Source organism: Mesorhizobium sp. LNHC252B00 (assembly GCF_000502955.1).
In the GTDB taxonomy this organism is placed as follows: Bacteria; Pseudomonadota; Alphaproteobacteria; order Rhizobiales; family Rhizobiaceae; genus Mesorhizobium.
Window position 1 is genome coordinate 13,447 of sequence record NZ_AYWO01000045.1, and the last position, 24,619, is coordinate 38,065.

At 62.3% G+C, this 24,619-nt stretch carries 23 protein-coding genes and 3 pseudogenes; 11 read left to right on the top strand and 15 right to left on the bottom strand.

Translation table 11 applies throughout. From position 1 onward, the window contains the following. Positions 1–45: 45 nt before the first annotated feature. From murJ to X744_RS141655, 4 genes are all read left to right on the top strand, one after another. Positions 46–1,653 carry a murein biosynthesis integral membrane protein MurJ gene (gene murJ, locus X744_RS141670; protein ID WP_023762743.1) on the top strand — a complete coding sequence of 536 codons (1,608 nt, stop codon included), beginning with the start codon at positions 46–48 and terminating at the stop codon, positions 1,651–1,653. A gap of 117 nt (positions 1,654–1,770) precedes the next feature. Next, a complete protein-coding gene (trpS, locus tag X744_RS141665; RefSeq protein WP_023762744.1) occupies positions 1,771–2,838 on the top strand; it encodes a tryptophan--tRNA ligase in 1,068 nt (355 codons plus the stop codon). A 102-nt stretch (positions 2,839–2,940) separates the two neighbouring features. Next, complete coding sequence (locus tag X744_RS141660) at positions 2,941–3,432, top strand: universal stress protein (RefSeq protein ID WP_023762745.1); 492 nt, start codon at positions 2,941–2,943, stop codon at positions 3,430–3,432. Positions 3,433–3,613: 181 nt separating this feature from the next. Beyond that, positions 3,614–4,183: a NifU family protein gene (locus X744_RS141655; protein ID WP_023762746.1), complete on the top strand. Its 570-nt coding sequence runs from the start codon at positions 3,614–3,616 to the stop codon at positions 4,181–4,183. Positions 4,184–4,367: 184 nt separating this feature from the next. On the opposite strand, the gene X744_RS141650 is transcribed toward X744_RS141655, so the two are convergent. Continuing rightward, complete coding sequence (locus X744_RS141650) at positions 4,368–4,985, bottom strand: L,D-transpeptidase (RefSeq protein ID WP_023762747.1); 618 nt, start codon at positions 4,983–4,985, stop codon at positions 4,368–4,370. Positions 4,986–5,212: 227 nt separating this feature from the next. On the opposite strand from X744_RS141650, the gene cueR reads away from it, so the two are divergent. Next, the gene (gene cueR / locus X744_RS141645; RefSeq protein WP_023762748.1) at positions 5,213–5,635 is read left to right on the top strand and encodes a Cu(I)-responsive transcriptional regulator; all 423 of its coding nucleotides are present in this window, start codon (positions 5,213–5,215) and stop codon (positions 5,633–5,635) included. A 210-nt stretch (positions 5,636–5,845) separates the two neighbouring features. On the opposite strand, the gene X744_RS1000000174670 is transcribed toward cueR, so the two are convergent. Beyond that, positions 5,846–6,007: a hypothetical protein gene (locus tag X744_RS1000000174670; protein WP_023762749.1), complete on the bottom strand. Its 162-nt coding sequence runs from the start codon at positions 6,005–6,007 to the stop codon at positions 5,846–5,848. 769 nt (positions 6,008–6,776) lie between these two features. Then, the gene (locus X744_RS141640) at positions 6,777–7,313 is read right to left on the bottom strand and encodes a hypothetical protein (RefSeq protein ID WP_031261310.1); all 537 of its coding nucleotides are present in this window, start codon (positions 7,311–7,313) and stop codon (positions 6,777–6,779) included. 153 nt (positions 7,314–7,466) lie between these two features. On the opposite strand from X744_RS141640, the gene X744_RS141635 reads away from it, so the two are divergent. Then, positions 7,467–7,967, top strand: coding sequence for an MmcB family DNA repair protein (locus X744_RS141635; protein WP_023762752.1), 501 nt, complete (start codon positions 7,467–7,469; stop codon positions 7,965–7,967). 3 nt (positions 7,968–7,970) lie between these two features. Here X744_RS141635 and nhaA read toward each other — a convergent pair whose 3' ends face one another. The 5 genes from nhaA to X744_RS141610 all read right to left on the bottom strand — a co-directional run bounded on the left by nhaA (position 7,971) and on the right by X744_RS141610 (position 14,950). Beyond that, positions 7,971–9,167, bottom strand: coding sequence for a Na+/H+ antiporter NhaA (nhaA, locus tag X744_RS141630; protein WP_023762753.1), 1,197 nt, complete (start codon positions 9,165–9,167; stop codon positions 7,971–7,973). A 184-nt stretch (positions 9,168–9,351) separates the two neighbouring features. Then, the gene (locus X744_RS141625) at positions 9,352–9,915 is read right to left on the bottom strand and encodes an ActR/PrrA/RegA family redox response regulator transcription factor (RefSeq protein ID WP_023762754.1); all 564 of its coding nucleotides are present in this window, start codon (positions 9,913–9,915) and stop codon (positions 9,352–9,354) included. A gap of 85 nt (positions 9,916–10,000) precedes the next feature. Further along, complete coding sequence (locus X744_RS141620; RefSeq protein WP_023762755.1) at positions 10,001–11,326, bottom strand: ActS/PrrB/RegB family redox-sensitive histidine kinase; 1,326 nt, start codon at positions 11,324–11,326, stop codon at positions 10,001–10,003. Positions 11,327–11,357: 31 nt separating this feature from the next. Then, entirely contained in the window at positions 11,358–13,937 is a 2,580-nt protein-coding gene (gene hrpB / locus X744_RS141615) for an ATP-dependent helicase HrpB (RefSeq protein WP_023762756.1), read from the bottom strand. 47 nt (positions 13,938–13,984) lie between these two features. Next, positions 13,985–14,950, bottom strand: coding sequence for a DMT family transporter (locus X744_RS141610; protein ID WP_023762757.1), 966 nt, complete (start codon positions 14,948–14,950; stop codon positions 13,985–13,987). Positions 14,951–14,994: 44 nt separating this feature from the next. On the opposite strand from X744_RS141610, the pseudogene X744_RS02110 reads away from it, so the two are divergent. Further along, positions 14,995–15,306: pseudogene (locus tag X744_RS02110) on the top strand (PIG-L family deacetylase); the annotation flags it as partial. Between the two features lie 58 nt (positions 15,307–15,364). Here X744_RS02110 and X744_RS141605 read toward each other — a convergent pair. From X744_RS141605 to X744_RS1000000176330, 6 genes and pseudogenes are all read right to left on the bottom strand, one after another. Continuing rightward, positions 15,365–15,628: a hypothetical protein gene (locus X744_RS141605; protein WP_031261311.1), complete on the bottom strand. Its 264-nt coding sequence runs from the start codon at positions 15,626–15,628 to the stop codon at positions 15,365–15,367. A gap of 620 nt (positions 15,629–16,248) precedes the next feature. Next, a complete protein-coding gene (locus X744_RS141595; RefSeq protein WP_023762761.1) occupies positions 16,249–16,998 on the bottom strand; it encodes a glucose 1-dehydrogenase in 750 nt (249 codons plus the stop codon). Between the two features lie 93 nt (positions 16,999–17,091). After that, positions 17,092–18,096 (bottom strand): sugar-binding protein, encoded by a 1,005-nt coding sequence (locus X744_RS141590; protein WP_023762762.1) that lies wholly within the window; start codon positions 18,094–18,096, stop codon positions 17,092–17,094. 55 nt (positions 18,097–18,151) lie between these two features. Then, positions 18,152–19,213, bottom strand: coding sequence for an ABC transporter permease (locus X744_RS141585; protein ID WP_023762763.1), 1,062 nt, complete (start codon positions 19,211–19,213; stop codon positions 18,152–18,154). A gap of 55 nt (positions 19,214–19,268) precedes the next feature. After that, positions 19,269–20,010, bottom strand: a pseudogene (locus X744_RS01000000170455) (ATP-binding cassette domain-containing protein). A gap of 1,177 nt (positions 20,011–21,187) precedes the next feature. Beyond that, a pseudogene (locus tag X744_RS1000000176330) lies at positions 21,188–21,281 on the bottom strand (CsbD family protein); the annotation flags it as partial. Positions 21,282–21,751: 470 nt separating this feature from the next. Between X744_RS1000000176330 and X744_RS0138680 the strand changes: the two are divergent. From X744_RS0138680 to X744_RS141575, 3 genes are all read left to right on the top strand, one after another. Then, entirely contained in the window at positions 21,752–22,063 is a 312-nt protein-coding gene (locus X744_RS0138680) for a hypothetical protein (RefSeq protein ID WP_031261314.1), read from the top strand. Between the two features lie 614 nt (positions 22,064–22,677). Beyond that, the gene (locus X744_RS02075; RefSeq protein WP_023762770.1) at positions 22,678–22,899 is read left to right on the top strand and encodes a DUF768 domain-containing protein; all 222 of its coding nucleotides are present in this window, start codon (positions 22,678–22,680) and stop codon (positions 22,897–22,899) included. After that, positions 22,880–23,080 (top strand): DUF768 domain-containing protein, encoded by a 201-nt coding sequence (locus X744_RS141575; RefSeq protein ID WP_023762771.1) that lies wholly within the window; start codon positions 22,880–22,882, stop codon positions 23,078–23,080. The genes X744_RS02075 and X744_RS141575 overlap by 20 nt, the downstream gene beginning before the upstream one ends. A gap of 398 nt (positions 23,081–23,478) precedes the next feature. Here X744_RS141575 and X744_RS1000000171215 read toward each other — a convergent pair whose 3' ends face one another. Next, complete coding sequence (locus X744_RS1000000171215) at positions 23,479–23,700, bottom strand: hypothetical protein (protein ID WP_023762772.1); 222 nt, start codon at positions 23,698–23,700, stop codon at positions 23,479–23,481. A gap of 287 nt (positions 23,701–23,987) precedes the next feature. On the opposite strand from X744_RS1000000171215, the gene X744_RS1000000172970 reads away from it, so the two are divergent. After that, a complete protein-coding gene (locus X744_RS1000000172970; protein ID WP_156938647.1) occupies positions 23,988–24,230 on the top strand; it encodes a hypothetical protein in 243 nt (80 codons plus the stop codon). The last annotated feature ends 389 nt before the right edge of the window (positions 24,231–24,619 follow it).

Here is a 24,619-nt window from a genome sequence, read left to right on the forward strand (position 1 = left end):
CGCCACCATCACTTTGTCCTCATCCTGCAGGCAGTCTCCAAACGCATGAGCCTCGTCAAGAAATTCGCAACGGTCGCTTCCGGCACGCTGATGAGCCGCGCGCTCGGCTTCGGCCGTGAGATGCTGATGGCCGCAGCGCTCGGCACCGGACCAGTCGCCGACGCCTTCAACGCCGCATTCCAGTTTCCCAACACCTTTCGCCGGCTATTTGCCGAGGGCGCCTTCAATGCTGCCTTCGTGCCGCTGTTCGCCAAGGAGATCGAGACCCACGGTACCGATGGCGCCAAGCGCTTCTCCGAGGAAGTCTTCGGCGTCCTGTTCACGGCTCTGCTGGCGCTGACGATCATCATGGAACTGTCGATGCCGCTGATCGTGCGCTATTTGGTGGCGCCCGGTTTTGCCGGCACGCCGGGGAAGTTCGACACCACGGTGACGCTGGCGACGATCATGTTCCCCTATCTGATCTGCATGTCGCTCGGCGCCATGATGGCGGGCATGCTCAATTCGCTGCGCCGCTATTTCGCCGCCGCGGTGGCACCGGTGTTCCTCAACGTCATCCTGATCGGCGTGCTCGCCTATGCCTGGTACAGGGGCTCCGACGCGCTCACCGTCGGCTACGGGCTGTCCTGGGGCGTGCTTGCCGCCGGACTGGTGCAACTGGCGATCGTCTGGGTGGCGGTGCGCCATGCCGGCATCTCGATCGGCTTTCGCCGTCCGAAAATGACGCCCGCAGTCAAGCGGCTGCTGATCCTGGCACTGCCGGCGGCAATCACCGGCGGCATCACCCAGATCAACCAGCTGATCGGCACGGCAATCGCCTCGGCGCAGAACAGCGCGGTGTCCTCGCTCGCTTATGCCGACCGCATCTACCAGTTGCCGCTCGGCGTGGTCGGCGTCGCGGTCGCGATCGTGCTGTTGCCCGAACTGTCGCGGGCGCTGAAGTCGGGCAATCTGATCGAGGCGGCCAATCTGCAGAACCGTTCGGTCGAATTTACCTTGTTCCTGACTTTGCCGGCCGCCGCCGCACTCTGGGTCATGTCGGACCCGATCGTGCGGCTGGTCTATGAACGGGGGGCGTTCGCCGCCAACGGCTCGACGCCGACGGTGGCGGCGATCCTGGCGATCTTCGGCCTCGGCCTGCCAGCCTTCGTGCTGATCAAGGCGTTCACACCGGGCTACTTCGCCCGTGAGGACACGCGCACGCCGATGATCTTTGCCGCCATCTCGGTAGCGGTAAACGTCACCACGGCCCTGACGCTGTTTCCACGGATGGGCGCTCCCGGCATCGCGGTGGCCTCGGCCGTCGCCGGCTGGGTCAACGCGATGATGCTGCTCGGCGTCTTGATCCGGCGCGGCCATTGGGGCCGCGACGTGCCCCTGATGAAACGCATTCCGCGGCTGGTGCTGTCGGCGGTGGTGATGGGGGCGGCGCTCTATTTTGCCGAGCACTGGTTCGCCGTGAGGCTCGGCCCGGGTTCGCCGCTGGTCGTCAAGGCGACGACGCTCCTGGCGCTGGTTGCCGGCGGGGCACTGCTCTACTTCGTCACCGCGTTTGCAACCGGCGGCGCCGATTTCGGCATGATCCGTCGCAATGTCAAACGGGGCGAGGCCAAGGGAGCACCCCTGGCCGCAAGAATCGAACCGGACGAATAGACCGGGCAACCGGTCGGCAACGCCGGTCTTGATCGCAACGCTGCTCTCGTCCATAAGCGCGCCGTCGAAAGACTTTCGCCGCGCGCGAAACGGCCCTCCACAAGCCATGAGGAAATCATGACCGCATTCAAGCCACTCGTCTTTTCCGGCGTCCAGCCGACCGGCAATCTGCATCTCGGCAACTATCTCGGCGCCATCAAGAAATTCGTCGCCCTGCAGGACACTTCCGACTGCATCTATTGCGTCGTCGACCTGCATTCGCTGACCGCCCAACTCGTTTATGAAGACCTCGCCGACCAGACGCGGTCGATCACCGCGGCGTTCCTGGCCTCGGGCATCGACCCCAAGAAGCACATCGTCTTCAACCAGTCGCGGGTCATGCAGCATGCGGAGCTTGCCTGGATCTTTAATTGCGTGGCGCGTATCGGCTGGATGAACCGCATGACGCAGTTCAAGGACAAGGCCGGCAAGGACCGCGAGAACGCGTCACTCGGCCTGCTTGCCTATCCCTCCCTGATGGCTGCCGACATTCTGCTCTATCGTGCAACGCATGTGCCGGTGGGTGAGGACCAGAAGCAGCATCTGGAGCTGACCCGCGACATCGCGCAGAAATTCAACAACGATTTTTCGGACCGCATCGCCCGTCTTGGCGTCGGCGTCGAGATGCAGGTCGGGGAAGAGACCGTGAACGGCTATTTCCCGCTGACCGAGCCGGTCATCGGCGGGCCGGCGGCGCGCATCATGTCGCTGCGCGACGGCTCTAAGAAGATGTCGAAGTCGGACCCGTCGGACCTGTCGCGCATCAACCTGACCGACGATGCCGATGCCATCTCGAAGAAGATCCGCAAGGCCAAGACCGACCCGGAAGCGTTGCCGAGCGAACTGGACGGCTTGGCCGCCCGGCCCGAGGCGGAAAACCTGGTCGGCATCTATGCTGGCCTCGCCGAGATGTCCAAGGCCGATGTGCTCAAGGAGTTCGCCGGCCAGCAGTTTTCGGTGTTCAAGCCGGCACTGGCAGACCTTGCGGTGGAAAGACTGGCGCCGATCGCCAGCGAGATGCGCCGCATTTCCGACGACCGCACCTATGTCGACGCGGTGCTCAGGGACGGCGGCGAGCGCGCCGGCGTGCTGGCCGAGGCGACGATGAAGACCGTGCGCGACATCATCGGGCTGCTGCAGGCCTGATCTCTCGCTGTCGCACTGCACCATACTGGCCCTAGGCCGGCGGCTTGCCGCCGGTCTGCGGCGGTGGCAGATTGCGGCCTCAGTAACACCGAGTACACAGACATGGTCTCCAAACGCCTCAGCCGCGAAGCCGGCCATCGCCGCAAGTTCCTGGCGATCATCGACGACACGCCCGAGTGTGAGCGCGCCGTCGCCTACGCCTCGAAGCGGGCGCAGAGCACCAGCGGCACGCTGGTGCTGCTCTACGTCATCGAGCCGGACGATTTCCAGCACTGGCTGGGCGTCGAGAAGATCATGCGCGAGGAGGCGAACGCCACGGCGCGCGCGGCACTCGACAGCTATGCCAGCAAGGTGCGCCAGAAGCTTGGCATCGAGCCGGAGATGGTGGTGCGCGAAGGCAAGCCGACGGAAGAGATCCACAAATTGATCGAGGAAGACCAGGACATCGCCATCCTGGTGCTGGCCGCCGGTGCGGGCAAGGAGGGCCCGGGCCCGCTGGTCGGCGCCGTGGCCGGCAAGGGTGCCGCCTTCCCGATCCCGGTGACGGTCGTGCCGCAGAACCTTTCGGATGAAGAGATCGACAGCCTCGCCTGAGGTGTATCGATGTCAGGGCGGCCTGACTTGAACCTCAACACACCTTCGATCACCTCCCGGGGGCGCAAAAACATTCCGCCAGCCAGCCGTTCCGACGATGCGTTTCGCTTGAATGTCCAGCGGATTGGGCCTATTTAGAATTATTCCAAACTAGCTGCCCGAAACGGGCACGGAGACGGCCATGTTCATCCAGACCGAATCGACGCCAAACCCGGCGACGCTGAAATTCCTGCCCGGCAAGGAAGTGCTTCTGGAAGGCACCGCCGATTTCCGCGATGCCGAGAGCGCCTCAATTGCCTCGCCGCTCGCCGGCCGGCTGTTTGAAATTGCCGGCATTACCGGTGTTTTCTTCGGCTATGACTTCATCACCGTGACCAAGGATGGCCCCGACTGGCAGCATTTGAAGCCGGCGATCCTCGGCGCCATCATGGAACATTTCATGTCCGGTGCGCCTGTCATGGCCAAGGCCGGCCCTGCCGCCGAGACCAGCCTGACCGGCGAGTTCTACGACAAGGCTGACGAGGAACTGGTCATCACCATCAAGGAACTGCTCGATACGCGCGTGCGCCCGGCGGTTGCCCAGGATGGCGGCGACATCACTTTCCGCGGCTTCGAGAACGGCACGGTGTTCCTGCACATGAAAGGCGCCTGCGCCGGCTGCCCGTCGTCGACGGCGACGCTGAAGCACGGCATCCAGAACCTTCTGCGCCACTTCGTGCCGGAAGTGCAGCAGGTCGAACAGGTTTCTTGACGGTTCAGCTCGCCGCCTTGCCGGCTAACAAACTCGATCCATCGCAAAAAACAAAAAACCGGGCCAAAGTGCCCGGTTTTCTGTTTGGGACGTCCGTTGTTGCCTAGACGGTCCGCGTACGAAAGCTGCCTCTATCTGATCATGATTTTTCCGAGAACCGGTACCGGTTTCTCGGGATCATGGTCTAAAGAACAATGACCTTGGCGCCGACCGAGGCGCGGTCATAGAGGTCGATAATGTCCTGATTCATCAGGCGGATGCAGCCCGACGACATCGCTTTGCCAATCGAATTCCATTCCGGGCTGCCATGCAGGCGATAGCCCGAATCACCGCCCTTGTTGAACAGGTACATGGCGCGCGCACCGAGCGGGTTCTTCAGGCCCGGCTCCATGCCGCCGGCAAATTTTTCCAATTCGGGCTGGCGCTGAATCATCTGCCTCGGCGGCGTCCAGGTCGGCCATTCGCGCTTGAGCGCAATGTGGGCGGTGCCGTGCCACTCGAAGCCTTCGCGGCCGACGCCGATGCCGTAGCGAATAGCCCGGCCGTCAGCTTCGACGAAATAGAGGAACTTGTTCTGCGTATCGACGATGATGGTGCCCGGCTTTTCCGGGCTGTCGTAGTTCACTTCCTGCCGATGGTACTTCAACGGCACTTTCTCGATCGGGACGCGCGGCAGCTGGTAACCGGCGTCGGTAACCGCGCCATAGTCGTTGGAAAAAATCTGCGAGCCGATGGTGCTGCAACCGGCGATAGCAGTGGACAGCGCCAGTGCGGCGACGATAGCAAACGACTTCATGCGCATCAGGTGATCCGGTGCCCCGCCCCAACTTCGGCGGCACGAGTCGGCCGCTGTTTCGCAATCATTCATGCTGGCATTTTCTTTGCTTGCCAAGCGCGCGATGCCTATATGCCGAAGTTGACGTGCCGGTAAGCGTGCCACTATGGCATTTTGGCAACAGCCTTCACAGGATTGTGGAGGAAATTCAATGGCCGCGCCCACGGCTTCATCAGGAATCGAGGAGAACTGTCATGAATGTCGGTGACGCCGCCCACCGTTCCGGCCTGCCGGCCAAGACCATCCGCTACTATGAAGAGATCGGCCTGATCGCTCCGGCGCGCGCCGTCAACGGCTACCGCGACTATTCCGAAGACGACATCCACCGGCTGACCTTTTTGCGCCGTGCGCGCAATCTCGGCTTTTCCATTGATGATTGCCGCCAGTTGATGGCGCTCTACCAGGACCGCGACCGCGCCAGCCACGACGTGCGAGAGATCGCCGCCGCCCATGTCACGGCGATCGAGGAGAAGGTGCGCGAACTGCAGTCGATGCGCTCGACCTTGCAGAAGCTGATCCACGCCTGCCATGGCGACGAAAGGCCGGATTGCCCGATCCTCGATGACATGGCGGGGGCGGCGTTGCTCAGCGACAAGCGTGCCCCGGCGCCTGCATAAGGAACCTCGCGTCGACAAGGCTCGAGCGGTGCCTTGGCGCACGGATTGTCAAGCCGGCGCCAAGAAAGCCCGTCGCCGCCGGCGCGGCAGTTCGATCGTCACAATTTCCTTCCATATCTGGGCGCGTCATTCGACCGCACTATTTCATCCTTGTCGCAATGATCAACGACGGAGGTTGGCATGGATCGGCGATTGTTTCTGACTGGAATGCTAGGAATGGCCGGGGCCGCGACCGTGGTCGCACTTGCGCGTCCTGCCACTGCGTTGGCCGGCATCCCGAATACGGGACCCGGCATTCTCGATGAACTCGACCGACCGTCCGACGATATCCTGGACCAGGATGGTCCTGACGGCATCGAGTTCGTGCGGCATCGCAGGTGGCACCGCCGCCGTCGTCGCGTCTGGAGAAGAGTTTGCCGTCGCTATTGGCGTTACGGTTACTGGCGCCGCAGGTGTTTCCGCAGATCCTTCTGGATCCGCTTCTGACCGACACGCGCGGCAAACAGGAAGGCCTCCGCATTCGCCGGGCCTGCGCTATCGCTGTCGGCTAGACTCGATCAGGCCAAAAAGGCCCGCCGCTGCAGGGCGGCGGGCAGTTTCTGGAGTGCCAGGGGATCAACCCGGCATTGGCTCAACGAGGGGGCCATGGGTTAGTTGCAAAAAGGCACACGGGGACTCGCACAGGGGGTTCGATTGTACGATCATAACCAAGCCGGGAGGCGCATTGCCCACCTTTTGAGCCGCGCTAAACTTGAAAGGCGGCAATCCTAAATCCGCCGCAGGTGGCCGACGCGATTAGGCAATGTTGTCTCACCGGCATCCGCGTCGGCCATTTTGGCAACGACTATCATTTGAGCGCGAGGGCGAGTTGTCATCCTGATGACCGGCACTTCCTTTGGTGGCAGGGTCGACGCGACTTACATCTCGGCCAACTGAGGCACGTCCAATGGACATCTCCGGACTGTCAGATTTTGTGAGTGGACCTCAGGTCTTGGCCCCGTTTGCCTGGCTGTTGATGGAAGACAGCGGCCCGGCAGCCTTTCCTTTGGGTGGACCGCTACCGGGCCTGACCGGAGCGGGGTGTCATGGGGGAGCTCCGGCTGCCGCCTAAAATACCACTTTTTCCTTATATGCGCTCTAGCTAAATTAAAGAGAGGCTATGCGCCTGTTGCTGGCGGCAGTCATCAGGGGGAAACGAACGAGGCGCCGCGGTGGCCCGGGCCCTGTCAAAATTGAAATCGCCTGGGTGCGACCGTTCCAGGCACCTGCATGAAGCGTCGCCGAAGGCCGAAGCGAGATCGCAGGCAAGCAAGGCCGCCATTCCTCGGATGGAATGAAACGAGGCGATGAGCGAGAGCGCCTTCCGGACTTCGATGGTACGGTTTTTACCAAGGCTCTCGCCCTTGTCGCCGGATGCTAGTCTGGTGAGGCGGCATACCCCCAAAGTCGCCGCAGTGGCCGACGCGGCTTCGGCAATGCCGCCCCACCGGCATGCGCCGGCCACTTCCTGGCGACCTTGGCTTGTCGCCGAGTTGGCGAACCCGGGTGCGCCGATATGAACCGCGCAAGGGGATGATACGGCTTCTTTAGGGCGTTCCAGGATATCAGGCTTCTTTGAGCCGTTCCTCGCAAATGGGAAGGCACCAATCAGAGATGCGATCCAACGCAGGCCCATCATCAGGACTTCCCATGGTGTTTGGGGCATGACGTTGCTTCTCTCTGTTGGCAATAATGCTATTTTAGGATTATATTCCTATACGCGGGGCTTGTCAATCGGTAGTTGCCCGGAAAGTGGGTTCAAACCGTGAACAGAATCTGGCATGGTGTCGCCATGCCCATTATCTCCCCCATCTCAATCAACCCACTCATCGACGGTCGCCAGTCCGAACGCGCCATGCTGGTGCGGCGGGGCGTGCAGCGGCTGTTGATGGAGATGGGCGCGCATGTGCTGCCGGAGCTGTCGCTGGCCACCGGCCGCCGTGCCGACCTCGTCGCACTGACGCGGCAGGGCGACATCTGGATCATCGAGATCAAATCCTCGATCGAGGATTTCAGGGTCGACCGCAAATGGCCCGACTACCGGCTGCACTCCGACCGCTTCTTCTTCGCCACCCATCCCGGCGTGCCCTCGGAGATCTTTCCCGAAGAGTGCGGCTTCATCCTTTCCGACGGCTACGGCGCCGAGATCATGCGCGATGCGCCCGAGCACCGCATGGCGGCGGCAACGCGCAAGGCGCTGATGCTGCGGATCGCGCGGGCCGGCGCGTCACGGCTGCTGGCAGCCGAACTTGCCGGCGTGTCGGTGCCGGCGCTCGAGGGTGAGAGCGAGTAAGCCTTATCCTTCGCTCTCTTCCAGGCCATCCTCGGCCGGCGCCATCAAAAGCACTGCAGCACCCAAGATAGCGGCGACGAAGGAGCCGGCGAGGATGCCGACCTTGACCGCATCCTGCAATGCCACGTCACTGGCGAAGGCGAGCAGGCCGATGAACAGGCTCATGGTGAAGCCGATGCCGCACAGCAGCGAGATGCCGATCATGTGCGCCCAGCCGGCATTGACGGGCAGATCGGCAAGCCCGAACCGGATGGCAAGTACCGACGAGCCGAACACGCCGACCAGCTTGCCGACCACGAGGCCGGCGGCGACACCCAGCGTCAACGGTTCGATCAGCGCGCCGAAGCTCAGGCCGGCGAGCGAAACGCCGGCATTGGCAAAGCCGAAGATCGGGATGACGACAAAGGGCACTAATTTGTGCAGGCCGTGCTCGAGCCGGTGCAGCGGCGAATGGTCGAGATCGTGGCCGATCCCGGCGGAGCGTTCGAGCGGAATGGTCAGCGCCAGCGCGACGCCGGCAAGCGTCGCATGGACGCCCGATTTCAGCACCAGCACCCACAGGACGACGCCCAGCACGAGATAGGGCAGCAGCGTCATCACCCGCATGCGGTTGAGCACGACGAGCGCGGCGATGACCGCGAAAGCGGCGCCGAGATAGGTGAGCGACAGTCCGCTGGTGTAGAAGATGGCGATGATGATGACGGCGCCGAGATCGTCGATGATGGCAAGTGCTGTAAGGAACACCTTCAGCGAAGCCGGCACACGGCTGCCGAGCAGCGACAGCACGCCGAGCGCGAAGGCGATGTCGGTGGCGGTCGGGATCGCCCAGCCTGACAGTGCCGCCGTATTGTCGCGGTTGATGGCGACATAGACGAGCGCCGGAACCACCATGCCGCCGGCGGCGGCGATGCCGGGCAAGGCGCGCCGGGGCCAGGTGGAGAGCTGGCCATCCAGCATCTCGCGCTTGATCTCCAGCCCGACGAGCAGGAAGAAAACCGCCATCAGTCCGTCATTGACCCAGTGCGACACGCTGAGCGGGCCGAGATAGGCATGAAGAGCGGAAAAGTAGGCTTCGGCGAGCGGCGAATTGGCGACGATCAGAGCCAGAGCCGCCGCCATCATCAGGATGATGCCGCCGGCCGCCTCGCTATCGAGAAATTCGCGAAGGACGGAAACCGGCCGCTGCTTCAAATCCTGCATGTCGCCTCCGTTAAGCCGCGTCACTCGCAATGTTGCGCAGGTGTCGCTGGGGACGCAAGACACCTGTTCGCGTTGGCAGATCGCATACCTCGGAGACTGGCCGAAACGCCCATCACTTCGTCATGCTATGGCGGAGCAAGGAGCGAAGCGAGGCGGCGCAGACCCGAGGATGACGACGCTCGGTTTAGCGCGGTGCGCGCTTGGCCAGTATCCGCTGCAAGGTGCGGCGATGCATGTTGAGCCGGCGCGCGGTCTCCGAGACATTGCGCTCGCACATTTCATAGACGCGCTGGATATGCTCCCAACGGACGCGGTCGGCCGACATCGGGTTTTCCGGAGGCGCCGCGCGCTCACCGGCGGTGCGGGTGAGTGCAGCGAAAATATCGTCGGCGTCGGCGGGCTTGGAGAGGTAATCGACGGCGCCGAGCTTAACCGCGGTCACCGCGGTGGCGATGTTGCCGTAGCCGGTCAGGATGATGGCGCGGGAATCGTCGCGCTTTTCGCGGATGGCCGCGACCACGTCGAGGCCGTTGCCATCGCCGAGCCGCATGTCCACCACGGCGTAGGCGGGCGGATTGGCGCGTGCCTTGGCAACCGCCTCCTCGACGCTCTCGGCCGTCTCGACGACGAATCCCCTGGTTTCCATGGCGCGGGCCAGGCGCGTAAGGAACGGCTTGTCGTCATCGACGATGAGCAGCGAGGTGTCTTCGCCTTCAACCATTGCGCCAATATTTTCGTCGCCTGTCATAGTCTCAAAATTCCTGCTGCCTTAATTTTACGCAGATATAGTTCCCAAGCCTCATTGTCCAATTTTTAGAGCTCCTTCAAGGCTCTCAGGCGGTGTCGAACATGCTGGCCGAAGTGATTTCCGGATTGAGGAACACACCACGCGGCCACGAAATCTGTACCACGGCGCCCTCACCCAGGCCGCTCGAATTGCGGAAATCGAGCGTCGCGCCCGAGCGTTCGAGCAAGGTCTTGGCGATGAACAGGCCGAGACCCAGGCCGCCGCCGGCTTCGTTGCCCTGGCGCGTCGACATATAGGGCTCGCCGATGCGGTCGATGATCTCGGCCGGAAAGCCCGGTCCGTCATCGATGATCGAGAAGGTGACGGTGGCCTCGTTCCAGCTCCAGCCTACGGTGACGCTCTTGCGGGCGAAATCGACGGCATTCTCGACCAGATTGCCGAGGCCGTAAATGACGCCCGGATTGCGGCGCCCGACCGGCTCGGGCCCGATGCGCTCGCCAGGCCGAAGCTTGATCGAGATGCCGAAATCGCGATGCGGGGCGGTGACCTCCTCGACCAGCGAGGTCAACGGCAGCCGCGAAAGATGCGCCTCGCCCTCGGACGACAGGCTGGTCAGGCGCTTGAGGATTTCGCGGCAGCGCTCGCTCTGCGAGCGAAGCAGCTTCATGTCTTCCCCGTATTTCGGATCGTTGCCGAGCGCCTTTTCCATCTCCTTGGTGACAAGCGCGATGGTGGCCAGCGGCGTGCCGAGCTCGTGAGCGGCCGCGGCGGCAAGCCCGTCGAGCGCCGAGAGGTGCTGCTCGCGCTGCAGCACCAACTCGGTGGCGGCGAGCGCATTTGCAAGAAGCCTTGCTTCGGCAGCCACGCGGAAGGCGTATATGGCGGTGAAGGCGATCGAGGACAGCACCGCCATCCACATGCCGGCGACATAGATGAAGGGCATCTCCAGCGGCGCGTCCTCATGCCAGGGCAGCGGCAGATGGACAAAGACCAGCAAGGTCGCCGCCGACATCACCAGCCCGCCGAGGATAGCCGTCAGGCGCAGGGGCAGCGATGTCGCCGAGATGACGACGGGCACGGTCATCAGCAGCGAGAACGGGTTGGTGAGGCCGCCGGTCATGTAGAGCAGGCCGGCAAGCTGCAGGCTGTCGAAGATGAGGATGCCGAAGGCCGCAAGTGGGGTGAGCCGGTGCGCCGCCGGAAACCGGAAGGCGAGAAACAGGTTCATCCAGGCCGAACAGGCGATCAGCGCAAAGCACAGGCTGACCGGCAGCGGAAACTTCAGGCCATAGGCAACGACGAGAACCGCAACGCTCTGTCCGACGATCGCAAGCCAACGCAGACGGATCAGGGTGTTGAGGCGCAGTCTCTGGCTCTGCTGGAAATCGGGCGAATGCAAAACGTTGGTCATGGCCTGAAATACAGCCGCGGGACGGCAAGCGCTAGGTACCTCTGGGTTTTGCCCGGGCCGTGGCGGCGGCGAGCAGCGGATTTTCGGGCCAGACATGCTTGGGATAGCGGCCGCGCATGTCGGCGCGCACATCGGCCCAGGAGCCGCGCCAGAAGCCGGGCAGGTCGCGTGTCGTCTGGATCGGCCGGTGCGCCGGCGACAGGAGTTCGAGCGTCAGCGGCACGGTGCCATTGGCGATGGCGGGGTGGCGATCGAGGCCGAACAGCTCCTGCACGCGAACCGCCAGCACCGGCCACTCGCCGTCATAGCGGATCGGCACATGGCTGCCTGACGGAACATCGAAATGGGTTGGCGCCAACGTGTCGATCTTGCGCTGGAGATCGTGCGGCACGAGTGTGGCCAGTCCGGTCGAGACGACGCCCGCATCGATGGCGGCAAAATTTGCCGCGCCGGACAGGAACGGCAGCAGCCAGTCGTCGAGGCGCTCGATGAGGGCGGCATCCACCATATCGGGCCAGGGCGCGCCAAGGCCACGATGCAGCCAGCCAAGCCGCTGGCGCAGCGTTTGCGCCTCCTTGCTCCAGGTCAGCAGCGACAGCCCGTGCTCGCGCACCGCATCAAGGATGGCCTGATCGGCATCTGTGCCGGTTGGCGGCGGCAGCATGCGCTCGGCAAGCGTGATCGCGCCGAGGCGCACGGTTTCGCGCTCGCGCACGGCACGCTTGTCGCGGTCGAAGCTCGTTTGCCTTCGTGTTTCGATCCTGCCGGCAAGTGCTGCGCGGACATCGTCCTCGCTAATTGCCGCCGCCGCCGTGATGCGCGCATTCTGCGCCTTGCCCTGCAGGTCGGCGACGACCAGAAACGGCTCGCCCGCCAGCGGATCGGCGGCGTCGAGCATGGCGCCCGAACCATTGGCCAGCACGAAACGGCCGCGCTCTCCACGCGCCTTGGCGATGCGATCCGGCCAGGCGTGGACGAGCAGGGGACCGGCTCGACCCTCCCCCTTGTGGGGAGGGTCGATCCGCGTAGCGGATCGGGGTGGGGTCGGTTCGGGCACGCCATCGGCGACCCCACCCCGTCTCCCTCGCGTCGCTGCGCGCTGCTCGCTCGCCGACTCTCCCCTCGAGGGGGAGGGTAAGGCCTGTCTCGCCAACCGCTCGGCGAGCTGCCTCGCGGCGGTGGCGCGCAGCGATCGTTCCGAGCGAAAGCGCATCAGTCGCCGCTCCAGGTCGGCTCCATCGCCGCCACGGCCGCGTTCGGTGAGCAGCACGGCAAGCATGGCCGCCTCGAAGGCATGGCCGCTCTTCGCTGCCTCGGCGACCATATGTGCCAGCCGTACGGGCAAAGCGAGCTTGCGAATCGCCGTGCCCGCTTCCGTCAGGCGGCCCGCCTCGTCCATGGCATCCAGCGCGCGCAGCAGCGCCCGGGCCTCGTTGAGCGCCGGCGCCGGCGGCGGATCGAGAAAGGCGAGCCTTGTCGGATCGGCGACGCCGAAGGCGGCGCAGTCGAGCAACAGGCCGGATAGGTCCGCCTCGAGGATTTCGGGTGGCGTGAAGGCGGCGAGTGCTGCCGTCTGCTCGGCCCGCCACAGCCGGACGGCGACGCCAGCTTGCGTGCGCCCGGCACGGCCGGCGCGCTGGTCGGCGGAAGCCTTGCTGACGCGCACGGTCTCCAGCCGGGTGAGGCCACTGGCCGGCTCGTAGCGCGGGAGCCGCGACAGGCCGGAATCGATGACGACCCGCACGCCGTCGATGGTGATCGAGGTTTCGGCAATCGACGTCGCCAGCACCACCTTGCGGCGGCCTGGAGGCGCTGGCTTGATCGCCGCATCCTGCGCCTTGCCGTCGAGCATGCCGTAGAGCGGCACGATGTCGGTATCGGCACCGGTCCTGCCGGCCAGCCGCTCGGCGGTGCGTTCGATCTCGCGCTGGCCGGGCAGGAAGGCAAGCACGCTGCCGCTCTCATCGGCAAGGGCGGCGCGGATCGCCTTGGCCATGGCGTCCTCGACGGTGGTGCCAGCGGCGCGCTCGTCATGGCGGATGTCGACAGGAAAGGCGCGACCCTCGCTCTGGATCACCGGGGCGCCCGACAGAAGTTTGGCGACGCGCGCGCCGTCGAGCGTCGCCGACATCACCAGCAGCCGCAGATCCGGCCGCAGCGCACCCTGCACGTCGAGCGCCAGCGCAAGACCGAAATCGCCGTCGAGCGAACGCTCGTGGAATTCGTCGAAAATGACAGCCGAGACGCCGGGCAGTTCGGGATCATCGAGGATCATGCGCGCGAGCACGCCCTCGGTGACCACCAATATCCTGGTCTTTGCCGAGGTGCGGTTCTCCATGCGCATTGCGTAGCCGACGGTGGCGCCGGGCTCCTCATCAAGCAATTCGGCCATGCGGCGGGCGGCGGCGCGGGCGGCGAGCCGGCGCGGTTCGAGCAACACGGTCTTGCCGGTGCCCAGCCAGGATGCGCCGAGCAGCGCCAGCGGCACCAGCGTCGTCTTGCCGGCGCCGGGCGGCGCCACCAGCACGGCGCTGTTGCCATGGCCGAGCGCCTCGTGCAGCGCCGGCAGCACGGCGGAAACAGGAAGCTCGGGCAAGGGCTTTGTCGTCATCGCGTCCGCATATCAGCGCTGACGGTCGCCGTGCAACCGGTGCCGGCTCAGAGCCGGGTGCGGGAAAACGGGTTCCAGCGCACGGTACCCAGCCGCGCTTCCTCGCGCACCATGGTCAGCAGGCCGGCTCCACCGACGACCGCCAGGCCGACCAGCGTCAGCCCGTCGGGGTATTCCTGGAAGAACGACGCGCCAAGGATCACCGCCCAGACGATCTGCGAGTAATGCGTCGGCGCGACGCGGTTGGCGGGTGCGTATTTCATGGCCAGAAGCTGCAGGAATTGTCCGCCTGCCGTGAAGGCGCCGGCCATCACCAGCCACACCAGCTGCTTTCCGTCGGGAACGGTGAACGTGGTGGCCGCGGCGCCGATGCCGTTGAACGCCAGGCCGTAGCCGACCAGCACGCCCAGCATCGTCGTGCGCTTTTCCTGCTGCGCCAGCGAGCGCATCAGGATGACGCTGGTGGCGGCGAGGAAGGCGACGCCGAAGGCGGCAAGGTGGCCAAGGTTAAGCTCCCGAAACCCCGGCCGCACTACCAGCATGACGCCGGCAAAGCCGGCGACCACTGCCAGCCAGCGCCACGGGCCAACCTTCTCCCCGAGAATCGCCACGGAGAGAATGGTGACGCAGAGCGGCGCCAGGAAGATCAGCGCGTAGCACTCCGCCAGCGGAATGGTTGTGAAGGCATAGACGCTAAGCACGCCGGAAGCGATTCCCGCCCACGCACGCGNGCACTCCGCCAGCGGAATGGTTGTGAAGGCATAGACGCTAAGCACGCCGGAAGCGATTCCCGCCCACGCACGCGACTGCACCGCCCAAGGCCGTCTTGTGCGCCAGAAATCACGCCAGCGTTCGTCCGCTGGGCGCGTGAAAAAGAGGAAGAAACCTGCAAACAGGGTTATGAAAAATCCGATCTCGAAGACCGTCAGCTGTCCGCCCAAGCTTTTGACAACGGCATCGCTGCCCGAATAGCTTGCATAGGCAATCAGGGCGAGCAGGATTCCGTTCGGCACGTTTTTCCATTTCCGGGGAGAGAGTGGTTTGAAAATACTGGCGCTCGGTGNCGGTGCTGCATGCCGACACGATGGGCGGTACCGGTTTTTCGCCGACGCATTATGTCGACATTTCCGCGCATGCCGACGTCAAGGCCAAGGCGATCCGCAAGCATCAGTCGCAGGATCCCGAGCGCTTCGTCGACGGCGCGCGAACGCAGAACCTTTTTCGCTCAGGCCAGTGCAACGGCGCGCCAGGTTCATTGGCCGAGGCGTTCCGCTTCGAACCTATTTTCCCGTTCGCCGACATCCGCGAACTGCTGCCGCCGGCGCCGCCGATCCGGAAGGTCATGGTGAGCACCAAACAGGTCGACTGACCGGCGCGACGGGACTAGTCATCCACCGACCACTGACCCCGACCGCCGGCACCGTTGATCACCTCGAAAGGCCGAGGCTGCCGCTCCGGGTCAACCGTATTGTCAAGTCCAGACACAAGCCGATCTCCGATCCCAATGCAGAACCGGCAACCTCACAGATCACGACCACTCCCGAAAGGTGGCCCCACAACAGCGCTCTGATGTCCGCTGTCTCGCGCGCATGCGCCTTCTCTCGAACCCGCAGCGCGTCCACTTCGGCCTGGAAAGTGCTCCGATCGACGATTGCGAGGGCCCCCGGATTTTCATACGCAATGTCACTCATAATCTTCTCCTCATCGCGCGGCGTACCGAGCGACAACGTCGGCCACGCCGCCTAGATTGTCGGCCACAACGCAAGGGCTGGCGTCCGGGATCACTGCAGTCTCGATGTGCGTCATGCCCTTCGCCCGGTAGCCATCCACGAAGGTTTGCTGATGGGCGGCGAAGAATGACTTCTCGCCCACAGCGACCACGAGAGGCGTGGAATTCGGCGCGGTCTGGGCGGTGTTCCAGTCTCCGTCTTTTGGGGAACGTCCGGTAGAGTTTCGAAGGCAGCATGTATCTGCGGTGCGTCATAGGCTTTCACGTAATAAGCCGGCTCCGCCGGACTGAATTGTCCTTGATCGTAGCACCACACAGGAAGGCGGACTGGCGTCCATCCACCAGCTTTTCTGCAAGGTGGTCCAGTGTCCGAATGAACCCGATGAGCCAGAAGCCTTGGTCGATTTTTCCCAGCCCGTAATGCCGGGGACCGGGACAGAATCATCGCTCCCCGTAGATCGTCTGGAAAGCGGCGCACATAAGGCATAGCTGGCCACCGCATCTAGGTTTAGGGTGTGTCGCCAATGCTTTCTCAATGATTCAATCGTTTGTCACCTGGCTACCATTGTCGCAATTCGCAGGTCAGAGGGAGACCGATAGACCCCCGTCGACCGCCAAAACATGTCCGTTGACGTAGGCGGCAGCGTTGGACGCGAGAAACACCACAGCTCCACCGAGTTCCTCAGGTTGAGCCCAGCGGCCAGCAGGGGTTCGTGCCTCGACCCATTTGGTGAAGGCCTCGTCGTTGATGAGCGCGGTGTTGAGCTCGGTGGCGAAATAGCCGGGGGCAATCGCGTTGATGGTGATGCCGTGACGGCCCATCTCGGCGGCAGTCGAGCGTGTCAGTCCATGCAACCCCGCCTTTGCCGCCACATAGGCGTGAATGGTGGGGCGGCCAAGGATCGCTGCGACCGATCCAGTGTTTATAATGCGCCCGAATTTGTTCGGCAGCATCAGGCGCACCGCCTCGCGCATCATCCGGAAGCAGGCCGAAAGATTGACCGCAATCACGCGGTCGAAGTCCTCGTCCTCCCATTCGACCAGCGGACTGCGATGCTGGATGCCGGCGTTGTTGACCAGGATATCGAGGCGGCCGTGGCGTTCGACGATCCCCTCAAGCGCCGCCCTTGAGGTCGCCGCGTCCGCAACATCGAACGGCAAGGCTTCGGCCCCGATTTTTTCCGCCGCCGCGCAGAGGGTGTCCATGTCGCGCGCATTGACAATTACCGTTGCGCCGTTTTCCGCAAGCGCCTTGGCCATAGCAAAGCCAAGGCCACGCGAAGCACCCGTCACCAATGCGACCCGGCCCTTGAGCGAGAACATTTCCGACATTGAAATCGCTGGAGCAAGACAAGATGACAATGCTGCAGTCTAACCGCATCTCGCTCCAATGAAAGGGCGGGAGTTTCCTCCCGCCCAAAAGCACTATTTGGCGACGCAGGTATCGGCCGTCTGCGGCGTGCAGACGTCGAGGCCCGTGTAGGTCGGGTCGGCCGGGGGCGCCTTGCCGTCCTTCATGTCCTTCAGCGCCATCATCGTCTTGTAGCCCATTTCGAACGGCCGTTGGCCGACCTGGCCGAGCGAGAGCCCTTCCTTCATCTGGTCGATCTGGACGGGAAGCGTGTCGGCGACGACAAGGGCCAGCGCTTTCGAGGCAATCTTGTCCTTGTACGGTGCGACTGCGGCGCGGTTGGCATCAGGAATGAACTGCGGGAAGCCACCCGTTGGGATGAATGCGTCGAGGTTCGGATTTTTCGCCATGATGTCCTCAAACTGCTGCACCGAAAGCGGAAAATCATCGTTGGTGTAGAGCGGACAGCCTTCGATTTCGGTCCAGCCATTCTGGCCTGTCAGCCGGTCCCCGGGCGAGGCCGCCGATTTGGTGCCCGAAAGCGTATCGCGAATACCCTGCATGCGTTCATTATGGTTAGCCGCCGCTGCGCCGCCCGATTGGATGCAGATCGTGCCGCCTTTGGGCTTGACCTGCATGGCAAGCTTGGCAAGGTTCACGCCGATCTCATAATTGTGAGTGCCGATATAGGCGACGCGAAGCTCCTTGTTCTCGGGTAGCAGGTCGGAGTCCCAGGTGAGGACCGGGATGCCGGCTTCCTTGGCGGCCTGCAGCGCAACCGCCATCGCCGCGGCGTTCGATGGCGAGACGGCAATACCATCCACCTTCTTGGCCACGAGATCCTGCACGATCTGTACCTGCTCGTCGCCGCCGCCATGCTCGCCGGGGCCGATATACATGCATTCCAAGGCGCCCTTCGATTCGGCTTCGGCCTTCTTGCAGCCGTCGCGTGCTTGGTCGAAGAAAGGATTGTTCATGTTCTTCGGTACCAGGGCGAAGGTATATTTCGCCTGGGCGCCGGAAACGGCGAGCACCATTGCGCCAAGCGCCACGGCCGCCATCAGTAGACTTTTTTTCATTTTGACGTCTCCTCCTAGCTGGAATGCCCCGTAGGCCTCCCGCCGGCGGGGTTTTCTAGCGGCCTTTTTTGGGCATCAAGACTGCCAGCCAAGCGGCGACAATCGATTTGCCGCCGGTTTGCATGCCCAAAAGAACCGCGAGAACGATGAAGGCGCCGACGAAGGCGCCTTGCCAATTTGAATCGATGCCGGCCATCAGCAGCGCATTCCTGATCACTTCGAGGAACGCCGAACCAATGATCGCCCCGAAGGCCGTGCCGGCTCCGCCCATAAGGCTGGCTCCCCCGATGACCGTCGCAGCGATCACGCGCAACTCGTAGCCCTGGCCCATGGCATTGATGGCCGAGCCGTTGTAGCCGAGGAGCAGGAGTGAGGCGACCGAAGCGGTGAAGGCCGAGAAGACATAGGCCTCGAATTTGATCCAGTCGACCGGCACGCCGGTGAGCCGCGCCGCCTCCTCATTGCCGCCGATGGCGAAGAGATGTCGGGCCCAGGCAGTGAAATTGAAGACGAAACCGACGATCATGGCCAGAATCACCATGGTCCAGAACTGTGATGACAATTCTGGTATCCAGTGCGGCGCCCAATCCTGCGGCCCATGCAGCGGCCATCTTGCCTGACCGATCCCCTTTACGATCGGAGCATCGGGCCCGAATTGGTAGAGCATCTGGTTGGCGGAGAATACGACCGCCAGCGAACGCGCCGCGGACAGCATGCCGAGGGTGACCACAAAGGACGGCATTCCGATATAGGCGACGAAGAAGCCGTTGACCGCGCCGCACGCCATACCGGAGAAAAGGCCGACGGCGAATGCAATGTACCAGGGATAGTGCCAGGTCAGGAACAGGCCGGCGACGATGACCACCAGGCCCATGATCGAGCCGACCGACAGATCGATGCCGCCGGTGATGATAACCACCGTCATGCCGAGCGCCATGATGCCGAAAGGTGCGAAGTTGCGCGTGACATTGGCAGCGTTTTCGGAGGTGCCGAAGCTCGGCTCCATCATCGTCATCAAGGTGACGAGGGCAATGAGCGCGATCGTCACCCAGAACGGCTGACTTGAAAATACATGTTGAAGCGCCGTCTTTTCCTTGGTCGGGACAAAGTCCGACATGGCCGGTCGGCTGGTTTCCGGGGCCGACTCCCTAACACTAACGGATTCGCGAGCACTATTCGCCACGGATGGCCCCCGTTATCAATCCGGTGATTTCCTCGGGCGACGTATTGCCGGCATCCTTGTCGGCAACCTTCGAGCCTCGCCTGAGCACAATGATACGATCTGCAACGGCGAAAACGTCAGGCATGCGGTGGCTGATCAACATGACGCCGACACCTTGCGCTTTGAGGCGCCGGATCAATTCGAGCACCTCTGCCACCTGGCGTACAGAGATGGCGGCGGTCGGTTCGTCCATCAACACCAGCTTGGCGTTTGAAAGCCGGGTCCGCGCGATGGCGACCGCCTGGCGCTGCCCACCCGACATCTTCCTGACGAGGTCGCGCGGCCGGGTTTCCGATTTGAGTTCCCTGAACAGCGCTGCCGAGCGGTCGATCATCGCCTGCTTGTCGAGCACCCTGATCGGCCAGAAGCCCTTCTTCATCTCGCGGCCGAGAAAGACATTTTGCGCGGCCCGTCAGATTATCCGCCAGCGCCAGGTCCTGATAGACGACTTCAATTCCCTTGGCACGGGCCTGAACGGGTTTATGGAAGTGACAAATCTCGCCGTCCACGACAATTTCGCCGTCGTTCGGCGGAAAATTCCCGGCGACTGTCTTGACTATCGTTGACTTGCCGGCGCCGTTGTCCCCCATTAGACCCACGACTTCACCCCGCTCCACCTGGAAGCTGACGTCCGTCAGGGCTTGGATGGCCCCAAAATTCTTGGAAACGTGACGAACCTCAAGCACCGGCATCGCGGTCCTCCCCGGACAACATTTGCCAATTTTGTCCCGGTGTTATGCAAGTCAGCTAATCAGCGAAACGCATTCAACACAATGATTATTAGATCGGCGCATCAGATGGCAATCTCCCTCTGCTGCACGATCTCGATGCGGCGATATCCCAGGATCGACTTGGTCACACCCTCATTTGGCGGAATGGGCAAGCCGGGTTCGCGTTATCCCAGACCGATGCAGAACCTGGCTGTCCATCTGCGGATCGGCCCGGAGACCGACATTCCTGGTCGAAGACTTAAATGTTGTGTTCGAAAATTGCTGGCGGCCGCCGAAGAGTTGGTGCAATGCCCATCCGTTGCGATTCGGCGCTTCAGGAAGAAGGCTGCTGCTGGCAGGCGTCACCGGCGGCAACGCTGGAGGTCCCGGTTGCGCCGCTAGGAGGCGATGGCGACGATCTAGTGCGGGCGCGAGCTAACTCTGGTGTCTCTCGGCAAAGAAAGCCAGCACATCAAGCGAAATCGCAGCCGCGCCCCCCTCGAAGCACCAGTCCGCCTTCGGCCCCATCCCACCCGAGTCAGTACCTGGGCGTTCCTCCATGGCCAATCATGGCCGAAGCAGAAAATGGGACATTGACGCTATGACCCGACCGCTCCCGATCGCCGGACGTGGAACGCGGGCAAGAGGTTGGAACGAAACGCCTCTGAAATCCCGACAGCTATGGGCGATCCGGTTCTTTCTCGATCGAGAGCGGCGATTGTGCGATCGAGCCCTCTTCGATCTAACAATCGACAGCAACTTGCGCGCGACCCAACACGCGGGGCCGGACAAAACACTTGCCGTGGTAGCCGCTGGCATTTCCGGAGATCTGGCCCGGTCACTCGCGGCTATTCGGAAGGGAGGCAACCGGGAACGGAACTTTATTCAGCGTCTTTGAGCGCATGCTGGCGCAGGCTGGTTGATCCGCATGGGTAGTCTGAACAGCGACGTGGTCCAATAGGAGGCCAATTGCGCCCATGAGCACTCTGGCCCCCGCCAAGGGTCAAAGCTCGCGGCGAGCAAAGCTGCGGCAACCGGCCGATAGGCATGCGTGTTTTGCCGAGTGCAGCACAAAGCCGCGGCGCGCGCTTCACGCCTTTGGGGGAAGGCGGCCACTGCTCGAATATTGGGTTGGAACCTTTGCGTCTCGTTTCATCCTGAGCTGATCGCGCTTGCCGGCGATGCGGTGGAGGTCCCCACCCTTGACCTTGCCATTAACCTGCTTCCAATCCTTCGACGCGGTTCCAGTCCATGATGGCATACTCCTTCGTTTCTCTGGAGCGACAACCTCGATTGGAAGTCGATTTTTCACTCAGTTTTGATGGAACATTAGCCGTCCCTAAAGGTTTGATGCATGCGGCAGGTACCTCCATCGCCTGCTGAAGATCGTTGTTCCTCCTGAGCGGCCCGCGCTCTCCCACAGAGGCGCGGGCTTCAATTGCGCTGCGATGGGATGACGGTCACAACCCAGTCGTCGGACCACCAGGGCAAGGCCAAGGCGCTGGCCATGCCAAAGGAGATCGGTGCCAAGGTGCGGGTCGAGCAGATCACACCGAAGGTGAAGAAGCGGTAAGGCCCGTCTGGCGAGGCAATGGAACATTAGATTTAGCTAATAGTTACCTTGGCGGCAGGGGTCACCAAAGCTCTGCAAGCCTCGCGATTCCTTAGGGACGACCCGCTGCTGCCGTCAACGGAGCGACAGCGCTCAACCGGGAGAGATATCATGCAACGGTTTATATTCGCATCAATTGTAATCGCTTTGTCGGCTGGCCCGTCGTTGGCACAAGCCGCCACGCCCGTTCAACATAAACACGGTATCAAGACGAATTATGGTGCGGCCGGCGGCATGAAGCTTGACCCCACCATAACGGGCGGCACATCGAAACCGAATGCGGTAAAAGATTGTGCCGCCGACCAGCAGACCGGCACTGCACAGCCCACTGGTCAGGCGACACTCGACGCCAAGGGCGCCGCCCCTGACCAGATGAAAGAAACTGCTGCCGGCTGCAGAAAGTCCCCGCCGCTTCGCCAATGAAAGGAATCGAGATATTACGTCCGAAGCGGCTCGAGTAATGCCTAGTCGCGGGTCTGGGTTAGGTTGTAGCGAGCTTCCAACGGATTTTCGGCCAATTTGGCGAATCTCTGAAGTTTTAGCTAAAGAGACTTTTTGCCGGCTCATCGCGATCATTTTGTAATCGCTCGGCCATGCCTCACACCAATCGCATAATCGGCCTGTGCTTCGGAAGCGCCGCGAGCCAGCCCAACGGAGGTCGACTGCTCTGGAGCTGCCTCTTGGTGTCAAAGGCGTCGATTGAGGCAGAGCACTCGCTGCGGCAGTGCTCAATATGTTTATGAGCGCTTTGTTTCAGGAGACCTCGCTTTCCCGGTTGCGGAACTATTTCAGCGCCAGCTAATTAAGTGGCGAAGAGGCCGGCTTTGGTGCGGACGAGTGCAGGAATATCGAGTTGAGATCATTGTCAGTTTTGTAGTGGTGTCGTCCTTCCTGGCCATGGACATCTTACCGTTCAAAGTGGCCGAGAAGCATTCAGGCCGGCCAGTGACGTTGAGGCGCAATGAGGAGAATTGGATTCGCGTCACCGAGACAGGCGGTCAGAAGCGAACGTTTTCGTACGTGGTGCGGGGCAAAGCATGACTACGCGCGGCATCAACTTCCTTGATCGGTGGATCGCGAACAACATCCCGGAGAAGATCCAGACGTGCGTCATCTCTGTCGACGAGTTGACACACAAGCTGATTGCTGATGCCCGCTTCCTCGGGATTAGGGCGCGTGTCAGGACGCTACGCGGCGAGCATAGGCTTCGGCATGCGTCGGTGCAGGATTTCAGGGAACATGAGCAAGCGCGGCAATGATTTTCTTTACCATTGGATCTCTGATCATTTACCGGACGATCCTATCGTCGACCCAGTACTCCTGGTGATCGACATGGCCGTGGACGCGAAGCAGGCGGCGCAGAGCCAAGGAATTCCCGCCCAAGAGATCGATGAAGAAATTGGCAAGATGTACGAATTCATCATGCAGGGCTTACGCTGAGAGGAGCAGCCAAACAGCACTAAGCGGAACTTAACATCGCCGGGCAGATTGGTTCACCATGGACGCAGGACGAAATCCCGAGCGACTGATGCCAACCCCGCCGCCGAGATGGCAGTAACGCGAGGGCGTATTGATACTGGCCGCTGCCTTGTTGCTTGCACCGGGTGCGTTCGCGATCTGGTGGGCCATCTTTCGACGAGCACGCGCGGGGTCAACTTTCTAAACAAATGGATGGCAGAACCGACGATCTTGTGGCCATCAGCGCCCTTGCAGATGAGGCGATGAAGGCAGCCGACAGACGGTCGACGAACCGACGAGCTGTCTGTGATGAACTAGCCCGCCGGTGTCATGCGTTGGTCGGACAGCCCTGCATCCGGGCAAACTTGTCCAGATGCAGGCTATCCGAAGGCGAGGGCGTACGGTTCCAGTTCGAAGGATCGGGTTAGTTCCTGATCTTCTTCGACCACGTGGACGAACCATTCGCCGCAGGCTTCAATCACTTCGATGCAAGGATGACCCTTGCGCTCGCTATCCAAGGCTGGGTACAAATCGTGCAATTCGTAGTGAGCGCAATTTGGCTGGAAGCCGACTTTCGATAGCGTCATGGCCGGTTTGATCATCTACTGGCCAGCTCCGGAACATTTAGGCGATCCTGATAGTTCCCTTGACGGCAGGTGCCCAACGCTCCTGCAAGTCCCTTGATCCTGGGGCGGCCCGTCGCTGCCGTGAATGGGGCGGCGGGCGTTCTTCCACCACATGCCGACTTGATGATGGTCTAGCTAGGAACAGCTTGCCGGCAAGATCGAGGGTGCAACTCCTGCCAACGACGAGTGCAATATCTTCGCTTGTGTTTTCATGACGTCGCGTAACGCCGGTATCTTGGGAAGCTTATCCGCGGGGAATTCCAATGAGAGTAGCTGTGTTTGGCGCGGCAATCGAAATCGCTTCGAGTGCTATCGCTGCTGCCAAGGAGAAGAAGGTGGTTGTCAGTGACGCTGCCGCTCTGTGCTCTAAACAACATTCGGCCAAGAAGCCGGTGCCAGAGCTGGACTGCAGTTTGACTGGAACCGCCAAATTGCCGAACGGAGCAACACCGGAAAAGCCGCGCCTCGGATACGACACCAATCCGTGGATCGTAACTGGATTTTAGAGCCGGATTGATCTAACCGCCGGCTACAGCTTGTCCGCCAAAGCCGATGGCAACGCCCGTCAGCACCTTGCCACCAACTTGTGAGGGCAATGGGGCGGACAGGGCGCCACACGTCTGCACGGGGCTCTGAGGGCTTTGGATAGGTCATCGAAGATCGTGTACATCGAAGAGCCTGGATCGGAAGGAGGACCTTATTGCGCTGAGGTGCTTCGGTGTGGCATCCAGTCAATGCATGTTCCCACGACGAGACTGCCCGCTGCCGAGAGGTGGCGGGCATTTTAGCGCAGACTAACGGAACAAGTTCCCGCTTCTGAGTACGCCTCCGGCGAGGGCCGCCTTGCGCGAGCATGGCACGGTAGCGAGGCTGCGCTCTTAAGGTCGTCCTTACG